The following is a 14,520-nucleotide window of genomic DNA, read 5'->3' on the forward strand; positions in this document are numbered from 1 at the left end:
GGCACGATCGCGGACGTCGCGACCGGTGGCGCGGCGAAGTTCCTCGGCTCGATCATCGGCATCGCCAACCAGATCCAGTCCGCGGTCGACCAGGTTCGGGCACTCGTGCACGGGTTCGCCGCCGTCGTGCAGGCCGCGCGGGCGCAGGGCGACGGCGTGCGCGCGATCTGGCCGTGGTCTTACTTCGACCACCCGGGAGCGTGATGACGAACCCGTTCGCGACCGCAGACGGCGTGCAGGCGCAGCACAACCTGTTCCGCGTGCTCGCCGCGGCGGACGACGGCGCCATCTCCGACTTCGCGAAGGAGGTCGTCGCCGGCCGCTCGGCCCCGCGCGACCTGCTCGCCCAGCAGTGGGCGGTGGAGTCGGTGGCGGACAAGGCCTTCGCCGCGATCGACGAGTTCCAACGCCTGCCCGAAACCGAACGCGCCGCGCTCGTCGGGCAAGGGGCGGCGTTCCTCGACGAGTACATCGCCGGGCTCGCGAACCTGGACGTCGAGGCCGAGCTGACGCCGCCGCCGCGCGGGACTGCCCGGGACGACGACGATGACGAGCCGGGACCGTCGTTGCTGAGAGACGCCTGGTAGCCCTCTGCCGTTCGGCGCGTCAGGGCGCGCCGGCGTCGCGTCACCGCCGGGCAGGCTCGGGAGCCCTCTGCGGCGTGGACGGTCGTCGGGGTCCGTCAGCGGACCTTCTCCGGGATGCGGTCCAGCGCGTGCAGGACGTGCACAGCGAGACCCCGTGCGTCCTTCCGGCTGAGGCCGGAGTGCGCTGACAGCACGTCCTGCACCAGCTCGACCCTGCGCTCGTACAAGGACGAGTAGGTCGGTGTCGTCATGAGGTGCGCCTGCTCGTCTGCTCGGGGACCCGGCCGCCGTCCGCTTCCCAGCTCAGGAGCGCGGTGCGGGCCAGGTCCGTCGTCTGCCGCGTCGGTGCGGTTGTGGTGATCCCTGCGGTGAGCAGGTCGTGCGCGGTCTGGACGTTGTCGCGATCCGCCGCGAGCGCCATGGTGCGGTGCGCCGCGACCGGGTCGGTGTCCGACGGCACGACGAGCAGCGTGAGGCGGTGCCTGTCCGCTGCGACCAGGTCGACGGTGTGGGCGGATCGCGAGTTGAACCCGTCGAGCCGGACCTGACCGCTGTCGGCGGTCACGCGGCGCGGCGCGGTGCTCCACTCGGAGAGGTTGTAGCTCACCCGCATGACGTCGCCCAGCCGAACCGCCAGCACCGCGAGCAACGCGGGGAGTTCGGCGACGAGGTCCCGGGAACGCGGCCACCAGGCGCCGTCGACGTGCCCCGTGGTGGGGGCCTTCGGCCGCAGCCGCAGTCGCCGGGGGTGCGCGGGCTGCTCGGTGACAGCGGTGCTGAGAGGGTGGGGTGCCGACGTCACGTCGGACTCCCGTCTCCGGCCGGAAAAGGCCGGTTTCAGTTTTCACCGAGTACGACGTGGGCTTGACCGCCCACGTGCGGGATGTTCTCGACAACTCCAACCTACACCCATTTTGGCATGATCGATCGGAATGGTGTCGAGTGGTTTGCGGCTGGTGCCGTTCACGGTCGAAGAATATCTGGAAGATTACCGGCGATTTCGGTCCTGGAGGGGCGGCGATCCATCTTCGATGGGTCGACAGTTGTCCAGGCGGCCCCAGCGTGCTCGAACGCCGGGGCGCCGGTGCCACCACGCCGGTTTGCCAACGCCGTGCCACGGGTACCCGACCGATTCGGCGGCTGCCTGTCGCGGCACCCGCCCAACCCCCCACACCGATCGCCCCGGACCTCGGCGACGGAGTACAACGCCGTTGCCGGAGGCACGAACATGAGCACGAAAGTCCGATCGGACGTCCTGCGAGCCGATAAGGCGCCGCAGCCCGTGCTGGCCGGAGTGAAGTCACCGGCTGAGATGTTCCTGGTCAAGTTGTTCGCGGTGATCCCGGCCCTGGCGCTCGCCGCGGCGGTTCCGCTGGCCTGGGGCTGGGGTCTCGGTTGGGTCGACCTCGGCCTCGCCGTCTTCTTCTACACCCTCACCTGCCTCGGGGTGACGATCGGGTTCCACCGCTATTTCACCCACGGCGCGTTCAGGGCCACCCGCGGGCTGAGGATCGCGCTCGCGGTGGTCGGCAGCATGGCCATGCAGGGCCCGGTCGTCGGCTGGGTCGCCGACCACCGCCGGCACCACGCCTACGCCGACCGCGAAGGCGACCCCCACTCCCCGTGGCTCTTCGGGACGTCGGCAGGCGCGCTGGCCAAGGGTTTCTGGCACGCCCACATGGGCTGGCTGTTCCAGCGGGAGCTGACGAACACCGCCCGCTTCGCCCCGGACCTGCTCGCCGACGAGGACATCCGGCGCGTCAACCGCTGGTTCCCCGCGCTGACCGCGGTGACGCTGCTCGCGCCCGGGCTGGCCGGGGGCCTCATCACGTGGAGCTGGTGGGGTGCGCTGACCGGGTTCTTCTGGGCCGGCCTGGTGCGCGTCGCCGTGCTGCACCACGTCACGTGGTCGGTGAACTCGATCTGCCACATGATCGGTGACCGCCCCTTCGCCTCGCGCGACAAGTCCGCCAACTTCTGGCCGCTGGCGATCCTGTCGATGGGCGAGTCCTGGCACAACTCCCACCACGCCGACCCCACCTGCGCCCGCCACGGCGTGCGACGCGGCCAGATCGACATCTCCGCGCGGCTGATCCGGGTCTTCGAGGTGTTCGGCTGGGCCACCAACGTCCGCTGGCCGCGGCCGGCCCGGACCCACGAGGCCTGACAACCGCGGACCGGTTCCCCGGTCGACGACGACAGCAATCCACAAAGGATGGACAGCGCATGGCGCCCCCGAAGGCGCGACGGTCATCGTTCAGCGCCTTCAGCTCGCGACCGGTTTCCTCGCGTCCGAGCACGACTGGGCCCGGAGTGCTGGATCAACCGGAGCCCTCGCCCGCACCTCGTCGCCTCGTCCTCGAAGCGGGACTGGCCCGCGGCGAGCACGAGTGGGCGAAGCCACGAACGGCCCCTCCCAGACGACGCACGCCGGGCGGGAGGCCGTCGATCGACCTTCCGCCCGGCCTCGGCCTGGCTCGTTCACCCGGTGTGCCACCGGAAGCGGTCAGCCGGTGCAGTTGGGGACCGCGGGAGTGCTGCCGACGCAGTTGTTGGGGGTGTTGGCGGTGATGGGGGAGTTGGTGGTGGTCATGGTGCCGCCTTGGCGGTAGACGCCGCCGGACTGGCCCAGGGCCGCCAGCGCGTGGTTGTCGGTCACGGCGGTCTGGGTGAGGGTGGTGGCGGTGGAGTTGATCGCGGAGATGCCGCCGCCGCGGCCCGCGCTGTTGCCGGTGATGAACAGCGGGCTGCCGGTCACGCCGGTGACGGTGAGGGTGCCGCGCAGGCCGTTGTAGAGGCCGCCGCCCTCGCCGAGCAGGGTGGTGTTGCCGGACACCGGGCTGTTGGTGAACGTCGCCGCAGGGGCCTTGCCCGACGGCGTGTCGGCGTTGGCGAGGCCGCCGCCGTTGCCCGAGGCGGTGTTGCCGGTCAGGGTGCTGCCGGTGAGCGTGACCGCGCCGCGGTTGAGGATGCCGCCGCCGTGGCCGACGACGTTGCCGCGGGTGAACGCGACGCCGGTGGTGAGGGTGAGGCGGCCGGTCGGGCCGACCTCGGCGATCCGGAACAGCCCCAGGCCCGTCGGGGAGGCGTTGGTGACGGTGGCGGGGCCGATCATCTCGATCGGGGTGGTGATCACCGGTAGCGCGTTGGACGCGCCGCCGTGCGCCGCGGTCATGCCGTAGGTGCAGCCGCCCGCCAGGACGAGGGTGTCGGCGGTGGGGGTGGAGTTGGCCAGGTTCACCGCCGCGACCAGGGCGTTCTCGCCGCACGCCACCGGAATGGTGATGGCCTGCGCCGCCGGTGTGACGGCGATCAGGCCCCCGGTCATGACGGTGGCGCCGATCAAGGCTTTGACGGTGGTGCGGATGTGTCGCATCGGAATTCATTTCCTGGAGCAGGATTGAGGGCGACCGGCGTGGCGCGGCGGAGCCGGTGCATTCGGTTCGCCCGGGGGCCACCGCAATTCGAGTGGCTGGTGGCTTCTCGCCCCGTGCAAAAACCCCGGCTCGCCCAAAACACCTCTGCGATCAGTGCGGGAGGTGTTTCGCCACCGGGGTCCGGGGTAACAATGCCCAATCTATACCATCGGCCGAACGAACGACTCCTCGTTCACCCGAACGGTCGTCGGCGTCGCGACGTGCCGACGGGATCGGCCCGCCGGCTCACGTCGCCGCCCCTCCCAGGGCGGCGGAGGCGGGGCGGAAGGCGCGGATCCGCTCCACCAGCGCGAGTGCGCCGGGGTGGCGGCGGCGGCGTGCCGCCTCGTCGCGCAGCGGGCGCAGTCGCTCGACCGCTCGGGTCGAGGTCAGCACCTCGCACCGGTCGACCGCTTCGTTGCCCAGCTCGACCGCCGCGTCGACCTGGTCGTCGAGCAGGTGGCAGATCGCGAAGGAGATGAGGCTGAACGCCCGGCTGCGCGCCATGCCCGGCCCGTAGCCGTCGACGGCGGTCGACAGCACGGCCGCCGCGAGCTCGGCGTACCGCGAGTCCGTGGTACGGGCCAGTTCGGTGTAGACGACACCGGTGATCGCGGTGAAGTCGGTGGCGGTGAAGAACGCCGCCCAGGCGGGCACGGGCTCGTCCGACGCCCGCACGAAGGCGTCCCGCGCGCGGGCCAACGACATCGCGACGTCGTCCGGACGCCCCATCCGCGCCTGCGCCCAGGCGCGGTTGGCGAAGATCACCGCCCCCGCCAGCGCGGAGCCGCCGGCCGCGGCGGCCCCTTCACCGAGCTGGAACTCGGCCATCGCCCGCCCCAGGTCGTTGTGGTGCAGCGACAACCGCCCGAGCCGGTAGTAGACGTTGGACGCCAGCGACGTGTGGTCACCCCGCGCTGCGACGGTCAGCGCGGTGCGGAAGTGCCGCGCCGCCGTGTGCGGCAACCCCGTGTCGAAGCAGGACCAGCCCGCGAGGTTGTGCAAGTCGGCCACGGCGGCGTGCAGCGGCCCGGAGACGTCGTCGGCGCCGGGGTGTTCGAGCAGCGCCAGTGCGGACGGCAGGCGCGACACGGCGGCCTCGCGGCAGCGGCCTCCGCCGTGGCGGTGGTCGAGTGCGCGGTGGACGGCGGTGAACGCCACCACGGAGTCGACGTCGGCCATGACGACCCGTCCCCGCACGTCCCACGGTCGATCCGGGCCCGAGTCCTCGCCGGGCGTCGTGCTGTCAGGCTGCATCAGAGGGCCTCCGGCGGTCGCCGACACGACGGTGGCTCACCGGGGTCCGGGGCGAACGACCAGAACACCCCACTGTCCCACAGTTGCGGTGTCCAGCTGTTGATCGGTGGTGATCGAAGCAACGCGCGATTCGGAACAGGTCGACCCGACCCGTGAACCCATGACCTGTTGACCGGGTGACGTGCGGTATTCATCCGCACGGATAGTCGGAACAACCCTCGAACTGCGGACTCGTTCGCGTTCAGGGGAGTGCGCCTCGCATTCGGGTGGCCGGCGGCGTTGTGCCTTCCGCCGGTCCCGCAGAGACGCGCACGCTGAGCCTTCGAGGGTGTTGGTCGTCCCGGTGCTCTCGTTCATCGGCACCGGATACGTGACCCCGGACCCCGGTCATCCGATCACCCCCCCGCGGGGTCCGCGGCATCGGCTCGGACCCACCTCACGGGTGGAGATTGATCATGAAATCAACGTTGCGCGCCGGCACGGCCGGCCGCTTGGGTCGCGTCCTGGTCGGGTTGGGCACGGTGGCCGGTTTCGCACTGGTGGCGCCGGGCACAGCCCATGCTCTCCCGGTCGGGTGCACGCAGACCGGCAACAACTTCGTCTGCACCGCGGGCATTCCCGCCGGCGAGGTCCTCACGGGCACCACGGCGAACAACATCATCACCATCACCGGCGGACCGGTGAACGGGACCGTCAACTCGCTCGCCGGCAACGACACCATCAGCGTCACCGGCGTCGCGGGCGTCGCCGGCTCGAACGGCGCCCCTGGTGCGAACGGCACCGCGGGCACCCCGGCCGGCAGCGCGGGCGGCAACGGCGGCGTCGGCACCGGCGGCGGTGTCGCCGTGGGCGGCACCGGGATCATCGACGGCGGCCCGGGCACGGACAGCATCAGCGTCACCGGTGGTGCGGGCGGCAACGGGGGCAACGGGGGCAACGGCGGGACCGGCCTCAACAGTGGTGCCGGTGGTGCCGGCGGTAACGGTGGCGTAGCCGGTGTCGGTGGGGCGGGCAACGCCGGGACCATCCACGGTGGCACGGGCAGCGACACCGTCAACGCGACCGGGGGCAAAGGCGGCAACGGCGGCCTCGGCGCGCTGGGCGGCAACGGCGGCCTCGTCGCGGGAGGCGCGGGCGCCGGCGGCATCGGTGGTGCTGCGGGTGTCGGCGGCGCCGGCAATTCCGGAACCGTCAACGGCGGCACCACCGACGCCGGTCTCGACACCGTCACCGCGACCGGTGGCGCGGGTGGATCCGGCGCCGCGGGTGGCGTCGGCGGCTGCGGCAGCGGCGGTGGCGCGGGCGGCGTCGGCGGCGCTGGTGGCGCGGGCGGCATCGGCAACAGCGGAACCGTCAACGGCGGTGCCGGAGTCGACACCCTGAAGGCCAACGGTGGCGTCGGCGGAGCCGGCGGCGTCGGTGGCAAGGGCGGTAACGGCATCAGCGCCACCCAGCCCGGTGGCGCGGGTGGCGTCGGGGGTGCGGGCGGCGCCGGTGGTGTCGGCAACTCGGGAGCCGTCAACGGTGAAGTGGGTGCCGACGCCATCACCGTCACCGGTGGCAACGGTGGCAACGGCGGTGCGGGCGGCAACGGCGGCACCGGGTGCGGCGGTCCCGGCGGCGCGGGTGGCCTCGGCGGCGCCGCGGGCGCGGGCGGCCTGGGCAACACCGGTACCGTCGAAGCCGGCGCCACCGTGGTCAACGGCAACAGCGGCTCCGTCGGACCCAACGGCGTAGCCGGTGTCAACAACGGCGGGGTCTGCTCCTGCTGATCGACCGCGGTCACGCGGAAACACCCGGGCCTCGGGCTCGTGGCCACGCCGCCGCGAGCCCGGGGCCCGACCGGCGCGACGCGCGAACGCCCCGCGCGCCGAACGTGACGAAGTGTCGACTCCGCCATTCCCCCGCGGGCACCGCGACGGCGTCACGCGCCGGTAACGCCCCCTGGAACACGCTGTGGTCATCCGAATTCCCGGAGATGAAGCGGAGGACGACATGCGAACTCGACAGCTCTACCCGATCCTGGCAGCAGGCGCCTTGGTCATGGGCGGTTTCACGGGAGCCGGCGTCGCCTCGGCGGCGGTCCCGTGCACCATCGGTCCCAACGTGACGCAGAACGACACCACGGTGTTCGGTTCCGGTGGGAACGACACGATCGACTGCACCAGCGCCAACCCGGGCAAGACCGTCTACGGCAGCGGTGGCAACGACACCATCACCGGCACCGCCTACATCGACACGATCCACGGCGGCGCGGGCGACGACACGCTCACCGGCCAGGTCGGCGACGACCTGCTCTACGGGGACCTCGGCACGGACACGCTGAACGGTTCCGCGGGCGACGACGCGCTCAGCGGTCCGGGCACCGATGCCGCGCAGGACACCCTCAACGGCGGTGACGACACCGATTCCTGCGGACCCGTCGGCGTGCCGCCGGACCTCCGCAGCAGTTGCGAGTCGTAGCACTCGGGCACCACCGAGATGACCCGCGAACACGAAAGACCGTCGACGACCCGGCCCTGGAAGGGGACCGGGTCGCTCCTCGTGTCGTCCGGGGGCCTCGGGAACGACCCCCCGAACGGGTGGTTTGAGGGGCGGCGCACCCTGCCTCACGCATGACGGATTCGAGCGGTGGCAAGGGTTTGACCCCCGAGTGGGGTCGCTCGCCGTGCCCGCGCTGGTAACCTGGTCCGCAGGACGTCAGTCGACGGTTCCACCGCAGCCGGCTCCGATTCGGCCGCGAGCGCGCGTGCTCCGCGCACACCGTGCAAGTCAAAGCCGAAAGGTCTTCCGTGATCATTCTTCCGGACCTCGTCGACACAACTTCGACTCCGGGCTCATGACCTCACTCGCGGCGCCGGGAGCGCGCTTCGCGCCCCACGGGCACCAAGCAGGCTTGCACGTCGCTCTCCTCGACGGGTTCCGGCTCACCGGGGGAGCCGACGCCATTCCGGTCCAGGGCGGGGCCGAGCGCCTGCTGGCGTTCATGGCGATGCGCCGGCGGGCGGTGGGGCGGCTGTTCGTGGCGAGTTCACTGTGGGGGGACGCCACCGAAGGCCACGCCTACGCGGCCCTGAGGTCGACGTTGATCCGCATGAACCGCGCTTGCCGGGACACGCTGCTGGTCACCCCGTCGAGCTTGGAGCTCGCGCCCGGTGTCTCGGTCGACCTGCGCGACGCCCAGGCGCTCGCTCACCGTCTGCTCGAAGCCGGTCCGCACGCCGTGGGGGACCTGAGCGTCGAGGCGGTCGCCACCCTGTCGTCGGAACTGCTCCCGCTCTGGTACGACGACTGGCTCGCCTTCGAGGTCGAGGACTGGCGCCAACTCCGGCTCCACGCGTTGGAGGCGGTGGTGGACGGCCTGGTGGAGGCGAGGCGCTTCGGAGATGCCACGGCGGCGGCGAGCGTGGTCGTCCGCGCCGACCCGTTGAGGGAGAGCGCGCAGACCGCCCTCATCCGCGTCCACCTGGCCGAGGGCAACCAGTCCGAGGCGGTGCACGCGTTCGACCGGTTCAGCCGCCTCCTCCACGTGGACCTGGGTCTGGCGCCCACCCCGCAGCTCCGAGACCTGGTCGGCGGCCGGGCCAGGCCACCGCACGGCTGACCGGCCGAGCTGCCGTCCGGTCAGCGTGGAAGCCGACCGGTCCTGGCGGGCGCGGTGAGGAGTTCCGGGGTGTCGATGTCGCCCGCGATGACGTCGTGGGCGACGCCGCTCAGCTTGAGGTTGTGCCCTCGGGCATAGCCGCGCAGCGCGGCGAACGCGGTGTCCATGTCGACCTGGAGGCGTTCTGCCACCAGCCCCTTGGCCTGTTCGACGACCACCCGGCTGTTCAGCGCGGCTTGGAGCTGTTCGGTCAGCACCTGGTGGTGGTGGATCGAACGTTGTTGCAGCAGGCCGATGGTGGCGACGTCGACCAGCGCGGTGGCGGTGCGCAACGCGCCGGCGTCCAGCTCTCCGGACCGGTTCCGGAAGAGGTTGAGCGCGCCGATCACCTCGCTGCGCAGGCGCATGGGCACCGCGTCCACGGCGGCGAACCCCGCCTCGGCGGCCACCGCGGTGAACCGCGGCCACCGCTCACCCGCCTCCGCCAGGTCGGGGTGGCTGACCCTGGTACCGGTGGCGAACGCGTCCAGGCAGGGTCCGTCGTCGTTCTGGAGCTGGAAGAGCTCCAGCAGCCGGGCCTGTTCGTTGGACGACGCGATCAGCTGCAACCTGCCCCGCTGGTCGGCCAGCAGCAGCCCCGCGGCGTCGACGTCGAGGAGTTCGACGCACCGGTCCACGAGCATGTGCAGGAAGTCGATGACGTCGAAGTCGTCGACCAGGGTGTCGGCCAACTCGACGAACGTGTCGACGAGACGGTCACCGTCCATCGCATCCACCTCCGCTGGTGTGCTCAGAGCGCTGTCTTGTTCCGTACATGTTCACGGTCATCCTCCGTCGCGGTCGAATCGCCGTCGGCGGGCCACGACGTCGGCCGCCAGCGCGCTCAGCGGCACCTGCTCGGCGAACGCCCGGGCGCGCAGGTGGGCGAACGCGTCGGCCATGCCCAGCTCCAGTTGCGCCGCGACCATCCCGGTGGCCTGGTGCACGTGGGGGTTGTGCAGGGGGAGGCCGTCCTCGGCGACGTCCGCCGGGCTCAGGTCGGCCTGCTCGTCCAGCAGCAGTCGCAGGGCCAGTTCCGCGAACGCCAGCGAGTCGGTGAGCGCCGCGGCGTCGAGGTGGCCGACGGCGAGCTGGTACAGCGACAGCACCCCGACCCGGATCGCGCCGACGCACAGCGGCAGCGCGAACAGCGCGGCCGCTCCGGCTTCGACGGCCAGCGGCGCGAACATCGGCCACCGGGCCTGGCTGGACGGCGCGTCGAGATCGGCGACGAGCGCCGGTCCGCCTCCGCGCCAGACGTCGACGGCCGGTCCTTCGCCCACGGTCACCTGCAACTCGGCCAGGCGTTCACCCAGCGCGTCCGTGGTGCACTTGACCTCCGGCCAGCCGGAGGTGTCCACGGTGAGCACGGCGCCGCTGACACCCAACCGCGCGACGGCGGCCTGGCACAGGGCACCGACCGAGACGGGCGTGCCCAGGTCGGCGGCCTCCTCGGCGATCCAGCGGCTCACCTGCGCCAACCGACTGGTGGTGTACCGGGCCATCCGGAGACCTCCCAGTCACCTGGTCGCAGGGCACGACCCGAACCTCCCGCACCGTGGAACACGAGCGTCCCACTCTACGCGCCGCAACCCCGCGACCCGCCGACCGGAGCGGGGCGCCGGAACTCTCACCCGAATGCGCGGCGAGGTCGTGCGACCCGCGCCGCCGGACGGCAGGCGAGGGCGATCAGCGTTGAGCGGGAGGCGGCCGACGGCGGCTCGCGTTCACCCGGACACGCCTGCGCCACAGCGGCCCGCGGGACGCGACGACGCCGATCGGTGGATCGGGCACCGCCGCTGGAGGAGGTTTGGCCGTCCGCCCCGACGGGGCGGTCACGACGCGACCCCGTCCTCGTGAAGGAGCATTTCCCGTCGAGTGCCGCGCTCGACCGTCCGCCGGCCCGGGAGGGCGGCGGTGCCGGCACGCCGGGCGGCGACGTTGTTCCACTCCAGGATGTCCTCGACGGTGGCGGTCGAGCCGGTGTGGGCGGCGGCGCGCATCGCGGCCCGTGCGGCACCACCCGGCGTGGCCGGCGGGATCCCCAGGAGCCGGGTCCGGACGCGGTCAGGTCCGACCATGGTGACCGTGCGCGGCTGCGTGGCGCGGAAACCTTCCATGCTCACCACCGTGCCGTGCACGGTGAGGCGCAGTCCGACGGCGTCCCACGCGTCGAGGTCGTAGGAAACCCGTTGCACGGGCAGTCCCAGCGCGGCCAAGGCGGTGATCAGCGGGGGGAACTCGGTCGCCGGGTCCGTGGACCACGGCCACCAGCCACCGTCGACGGAGCCCGGCTGGTCGGTGCGAGGTTTCACCGCCCACCGGCGTCGAGGCCCTGTGATCGGGCGGGTGGTGGGGGGACCTGGCTGGTTCGAGGTCAACTCGGCGTTCCCGCCTCCGGCCGGACCGGCCGGAATCGTGGTGCGCCCAAGGCGGTGCCGGCTCGAACGCCGGCGCTCGATGCGCCCTCGGTGCTTCCCACATTACGCCGGTGTACGCCTCGAAACAATTTTCCGAGATTTTCGGCATGGGGCACAGAAAAGTCCGAATTACTCGAAAATCCTTCGGATGATGTTTGAGAACGCCTTGTGCCGGGATGTCGTCGGCCGATACGCTCGATATCTGGATATCGTGAGCCGCCCGGACCCCGCGGACCACGCTTCGGCGAGGAGAGCCCGTGAGTGCCAACGTCCGGAGTGCCGCTCGACCGTCGTCGCCGGAAGTCGTGGTCCCGCCGCCCGGCCCACTCCTGGCGGTCGTGGTGCGGCCGCTGTCGGCTGTCGCCGTGCTGTGCGCGGTGTCCGGCGAAGTGGACCTCTCCACCGCGTCCCACCTGCGCAACCACCTCTTGGGGCAGATCAGCCCCCACGGGCCGGACCTGGTGGTCGACCTCGGCGAGGTGGGCTTCCTCGGCGCGGCCGGTCTCACCGTCCTGGTGGAGGCCAGGGTCGCGGCCGCGGCGTCCGGGGTGGGACTGTACGTCGTGGCCCGGACCCGTCCGGTGCTGCGGCCGCTGGCCGTCACCGGACTGGACGTCGAGTTCGAGGTGTTTCCCCGAGTCGGCGACGTGCCGTCACGGCGTCCCGCTGAGGCGTCCTCCGCGCGCCGAGGTCCAGTCGGCATCAGGCCCGGTCGCTGACGTTCCCCTGGCCTGACTTGCCGTAGGTCGCGCTGCTCGACTCGGTGGAGCACAGGCAACCCCGGTGCAGGTCACCCGCCCGGGTCGCGGCGCAGAACCGCTGTGCGAGGGCGTCGTGGGCGTCCGCCGGATGCGGGCACGCGGGGCAGGACCCCTCGGCCCGCCTCGCGGTGTCGGGTGCCAGGGGGGCGATCAGCACGTGGGTCGTCGACATCGGTCCGTCCTTCGCGTGGTCGAGGCGTGGTGTCCGATGCGCTGCCGTCGCGGATGTCGCACCGCGGGCGGGAGGATTCCCGACTCGTTCTGCGGGAGCACATCGAATGAGATCGACTTCGCCGGGGGCCGGGGCGACACCTCAAGGGTACTCCGAATACCGCGACCGGTGATCGCCGGACGTCATTTCCGCCATTTCGCGGCGGGGTCGTCGTCCGCCCGCCCGGTCGTCCGCCGCGGTGTCGACACCGTTTCCGGTCACCCCGGCGCAGGTCGGTCCGCTACGCCTGCGCGCAGGCGACGAGCACGGCGATGGTCGCGCCGGCGGAGGTGGCGTGGGCGGCGGCGCCGGCTGCCGCGGTGGCCGCGTTGGCGCTGTCGACCGCGGCGGCGATGGCGGTGGCACAACCGGCCGGAGGTGCGGCCACCGACACCCGGTCGGCTGCCGGAACCCGGTCCGGAACGGGGATCGGCTCAGGTGCCAGGCATGCACCGGGCGGGTACTGGAAATCCCGTGATGTGCTCTTTCGAGTATGAATGCGGCGGGTTCCGGTCATCGACTCTTCAATTCGATCTCGAATCGTCGTGGTGGAACGCTCGACGTGCGCATCGTCCGATCGGCGAGCAGCGGCCCCACTTGCGGAGACGAGCGGCCGGTGCGACCGTGGAGGTCCATCGCGGTGGCGCCCGTGGGATTTCAACGGCGTCGCCCGCAGTGAAAATGCCGCCCCGGACCCCGGCGGCCTGTGGTCACACCAGGCACGATCGGGAGGTTCGCGGTGAACGGACCGGCATGTGCCGTGCGGCACACGGGGATGATTATGGGAACCCGCCGACTGTCGGCCGCGTTGGCTCGATGACGGCGAATACGGTTGCTGCGCACCCGTCCACCGAAAACCCCTGGGCGTCCGACGGCCCGCACTTCCGTGGGCCTTGTGATCCTCGCGAACGGCCACGCCGGCCGATCGGCCGGCCCACCTCCCCTCCCAGGCCCCACTCCACCCCAGGTCGCGGACACCGGGGTAGCGGAGCGGACGCGTCCGTCCACCCGGAAAGCAGATGTTCATGACCTCCTCACCCACCGCCGAGGCACGACCTCCCGATGCCCGGCAGGGCAGTGACTTCGCCCGCTTGACGCGGCAGCTCAAGGACGCCGGCCTGCTGGACCGGCGCCGCGGGTACTACGCGACGAGGATGGCGATCAACGTCCTGCTGCTCGCGGCGACCGGAACGGCGATGGCGCTGCTGGGCGACTCGTGGTGGCAGGTGCTGATCGCGGTGCTCCTGGCGATGGTCTCCACCCAGTTCGCCTTCATCGGCCACGACGCCGGGCACCGGCAGATCTTCCGCTCGCACCGCCACAACGACCTCGTGGGTCACCTGCACGGTGGTGTCACCGGGATCAGCTACCAGTGGTGGGTCGGCAAGCACAACCGCCACCACGCCAACCCCAACCACGAGGACCACGACCCCGACATCGAGATCCACGCCATCGCCTTCAGCCGTGAGCAGGCCGGCGACAAGCGCGGCCTGTACCGGTGGATCACCAAGTACCAGGCCTTCCTGTTCTTCCCGCTGCTGCTGGTCGAGGCGGTCGTGCTGCGGATCTCGGGTCTGCAGGCGCTGTGGCACGGGGAGCTCAAGCACCCCTGGCGGGAGGCCGCGCTGCAACTCCTCCCGGCGGCGGCCTACCTGACCGCGGTGTTCCTGCTGCTGTCCCCGCTGAAGGCCGTCGTGTTCATCGCGGTCCACCAGGGCCTCATGGGCGTCTACCTGGGCTGCTCCTTCGCCCCCAACCACAAGGGGATGCCCATCATCGCCAAGGGGCAGCGCCTGGACCACCTGCGCAAGCAGGTCCTCACCTCGCGCAACGTCACGGGTGGCCGGTGGGTCGACGCACTGCTCGGTGGCCTCAACCACCAGGTGGAGCACCACCTCTACCCGCACATGCCCCGCCCCAACCTCCGCCGCGCACAGCCCGTCGTCGAGGACTTCTGCGCCCGCAACGGCATCCCCTACAGCAAGGCCGGCCTGCGGTCCTCCTACGCCCAAGTGCTGCGCCACCTGCACGACGCCGGCGCGCCCCTGCGCTCCGGACACCGCGCGCCGTTGGGCTGAGAGAGCGGCGGACGCGAACTCCGCCGGCGACCACGACCGGGGGCGGGGGGGGGGGGGGGGGGGGGGGGGGGGGGGGGGGAGGGGGGGGGGGGGGGGGGGGGAAGAGGGGGGGGGGGGGGAACAAAAGGGGGGGGGGGGAGCGGCTGG

General features: G+C 71.9%; 17 protein-coding genes. 8 read left to right on the forward strand and 9 right to left on the reverse strand.

The annotated features are described in order from the left end of the window. Together ACZ7GX_RS43030 and ACZ7GX_RS43035 are read left to right on the forward strand one after the other, a co-directional pair. The coding region (locus ACZ7GX_RS43030; protein ID WP_498786214.1) for a hypothetical protein at window positions 1–204 on the forward strand (204 nt) is incomplete at its 5' end. Beyond that, window positions 204–587 (forward strand): hypothetical protein, encoded by a 384-nt coding sequence (locus ACZ7GX_RS43035; protein ID WP_498786216.1) that lies wholly within the window; start codon window positions 204–206, stop codon window positions 585–587. The genes ACZ7GX_RS43030 and ACZ7GX_RS43035, both read left to right, overlap by 1 nt. A gap of 95 nt (window positions 588–682) precedes the next feature. Here ACZ7GX_RS43035 and ACZ7GX_RS43040 read toward each other — a convergent pair whose 3' ends face one another. Both ACZ7GX_RS43040 and ACZ7GX_RS43045 read right to left on the reverse strand, forming a co-directional pair. After that, window positions 683–838 carry a DUF6307 family protein gene (locus tag ACZ7GX_RS43040; protein ID WP_498786218.1) on the reverse strand — a complete coding sequence of 52 codons (156 nt, stop codon included), beginning with the start codon at window positions 836–838 and terminating at the stop codon, window positions 683–685. Beyond that, on the reverse strand, window positions 835–1,389 hold the full coding sequence (locus ACZ7GX_RS43045; RefSeq protein WP_498786220.1) for a DUF5994 family protein: 555 nt from the start codon (window positions 1,387–1,389) through the stop codon (window positions 835–837). Before ACZ7GX_RS43045 ends, ACZ7GX_RS43040 begins: the two co-directional genes overlap by 4 nt. Before the next feature lie 426 nt (window positions 1,390–1,815). Here ACZ7GX_RS43045 and ACZ7GX_RS43050 point away from each other — a divergent pair, with 426 nt between their 5' ends. Continuing rightward, on the forward strand, window positions 1,816–2,754 hold the full coding sequence (locus tag ACZ7GX_RS43050) for an acyl-CoA desaturase (RefSeq protein ID WP_498786222.1): 939 nt from the start codon (window positions 1,816–1,818) through the stop codon (window positions 2,752–2,754). 339 nt (window positions 2,755–3,093) lie between these two features. Here the strand turns inward: ACZ7GX_RS43050 and ACZ7GX_RS43055 are convergent, their stop codons facing one another. Both ACZ7GX_RS43055 and ACZ7GX_RS43060 read right to left on the reverse strand, forming a co-directional pair. Further along, the gene (locus tag ACZ7GX_RS43055) at window positions 3,094–3,963 is read right to left on the reverse strand and encodes a hypothetical protein (RefSeq protein WP_498786224.1); all 870 of its coding nucleotides are present in this window, start codon (window positions 3,961–3,963) and stop codon (window positions 3,094–3,096) included. A gap of 286 nt (window positions 3,964–4,249) precedes the next feature. Then, a complete protein-coding gene (locus ACZ7GX_RS43060; RefSeq protein ID WP_498786226.1) occupies window positions 4,250–5,287 on the reverse strand; it encodes an NsdA family TPR-like regulatory protein in 1,038 nt (345 codons plus the stop codon). Between the two features lie 428 nt (window positions 5,288–5,715). Between ACZ7GX_RS43060 and ACZ7GX_RS43065 the strand changes: the two genes are divergently transcribed. The 3 genes from ACZ7GX_RS43065 (at window position 5,716) to ACZ7GX_RS43075 (ending at window position 8,864) form a co-directional block, all read left to right on the forward strand. Further along, window positions 5,716–7,032: a hypothetical protein gene (locus ACZ7GX_RS43065; protein ID WP_498786228.1), complete on the forward strand. Its 1,317-nt coding sequence runs from the start codon at window positions 5,716–5,718 to the stop codon at window positions 7,030–7,032. A gap of 223 nt (window positions 7,033–7,255) precedes the next feature. Next, window positions 7,256–7,723, forward strand: coding sequence for a calcium-binding protein (locus ACZ7GX_RS43070; protein WP_498786230.1), 468 nt, complete (start codon window positions 7,256–7,258; stop codon window positions 7,721–7,723). Between the two features lie 433 nt (window positions 7,724–8,156). Then, window positions 8,157–8,864, forward strand: coding sequence for an AfsR/SARP family transcriptional regulator (locus ACZ7GX_RS43075; RefSeq protein ID WP_498786232.1), 708 nt, complete (start codon window positions 8,157–8,159; stop codon window positions 8,862–8,864). Between the two features lie 20 nt (window positions 8,865–8,884). Here the strand turns inward: ACZ7GX_RS43075 and ACZ7GX_RS43080 are convergent, their stop codons facing one another. The 3 genes from ACZ7GX_RS43080 to ACZ7GX_RS43090 all read right to left on the reverse strand — a co-directional run bounded on the left by ACZ7GX_RS43080 (window position 8,885) and on the right by ACZ7GX_RS43090 (window position 11,218). Next, a complete protein-coding gene (locus ACZ7GX_RS43080; protein ID WP_498786234.1) occupies window positions 8,885–9,631 on the reverse strand; it encodes a GAF and ANTAR domain-containing protein in 747 nt (248 codons plus the stop codon). Window positions 9,632–9,688: 57 nt separating this feature from the next. Continuing rightward, entirely contained in the window at window positions 9,689–10,408 is a 720-nt protein-coding gene (locus tag ACZ7GX_RS43085; RefSeq protein ID WP_498786236.1) for a GAF and ANTAR domain-containing protein, read from the reverse strand. A gap of 330 nt (window positions 10,409–10,738) precedes the next feature. After that, window positions 10,739–11,218 (reverse strand): DUF5994 family protein, encoded by a 480-nt coding sequence (locus tag ACZ7GX_RS43090; protein WP_498786238.1) that lies wholly within the window; start codon window positions 11,216–11,218, stop codon window positions 10,739–10,741. 362 nt (window positions 11,219–11,580) lie between these two features. On the opposite strand from ACZ7GX_RS43090, the gene ACZ7GX_RS43095 reads away from it, so the two are divergent. Continuing rightward, window positions 11,581–12,042 (forward strand): STAS domain-containing protein, encoded by a 462-nt coding sequence (locus ACZ7GX_RS43095; RefSeq protein WP_498786240.1) that lies wholly within the window; start codon window positions 11,581–11,583, stop codon window positions 12,040–12,042. Here ACZ7GX_RS43095 and ACZ7GX_RS43100 read toward each other — a convergent pair. Next, a complete protein-coding gene (locus tag ACZ7GX_RS43100; protein WP_498786242.1) occupies window positions 12,026–12,256 on the reverse strand; it encodes an RGCVC family protein in 231 nt (76 codons plus the stop codon). The two genes, ACZ7GX_RS43095 and ACZ7GX_RS43100, sit on opposite strands and share 17 nt — an antisense overlap. Window positions 12,257–12,536: 280 nt before the next feature. Further along, window positions 12,537–12,683 carry a hypothetical protein gene (locus ACZ7GX_RS43105; RefSeq protein WP_498786244.1) on the reverse strand — a complete coding sequence of 49 codons (147 nt, stop codon included), beginning with the start codon at window positions 12,681–12,683 and terminating at the stop codon, window positions 12,537–12,539. A 637-nt stretch (window positions 12,684–13,320) separates the two neighbouring features. Here ACZ7GX_RS43105 and ACZ7GX_RS43110 point away from each other — a divergent pair. Beyond that, the gene (locus ACZ7GX_RS43110) at window positions 13,321–14,373 is read left to right on the forward strand and encodes a fatty acid desaturase family protein (protein ID WP_498786246.1); all 1,053 of its coding nucleotides are present in this window, start codon (window positions 13,321–13,323) and stop codon (window positions 14,371–14,373) included. Window positions 14,374–14,520: the final 147 nt, after the last annotated feature.

The sequence above is a fragment of the Actinosynnema sp. NPDC037264 genome (assembly GCF_055603705.1).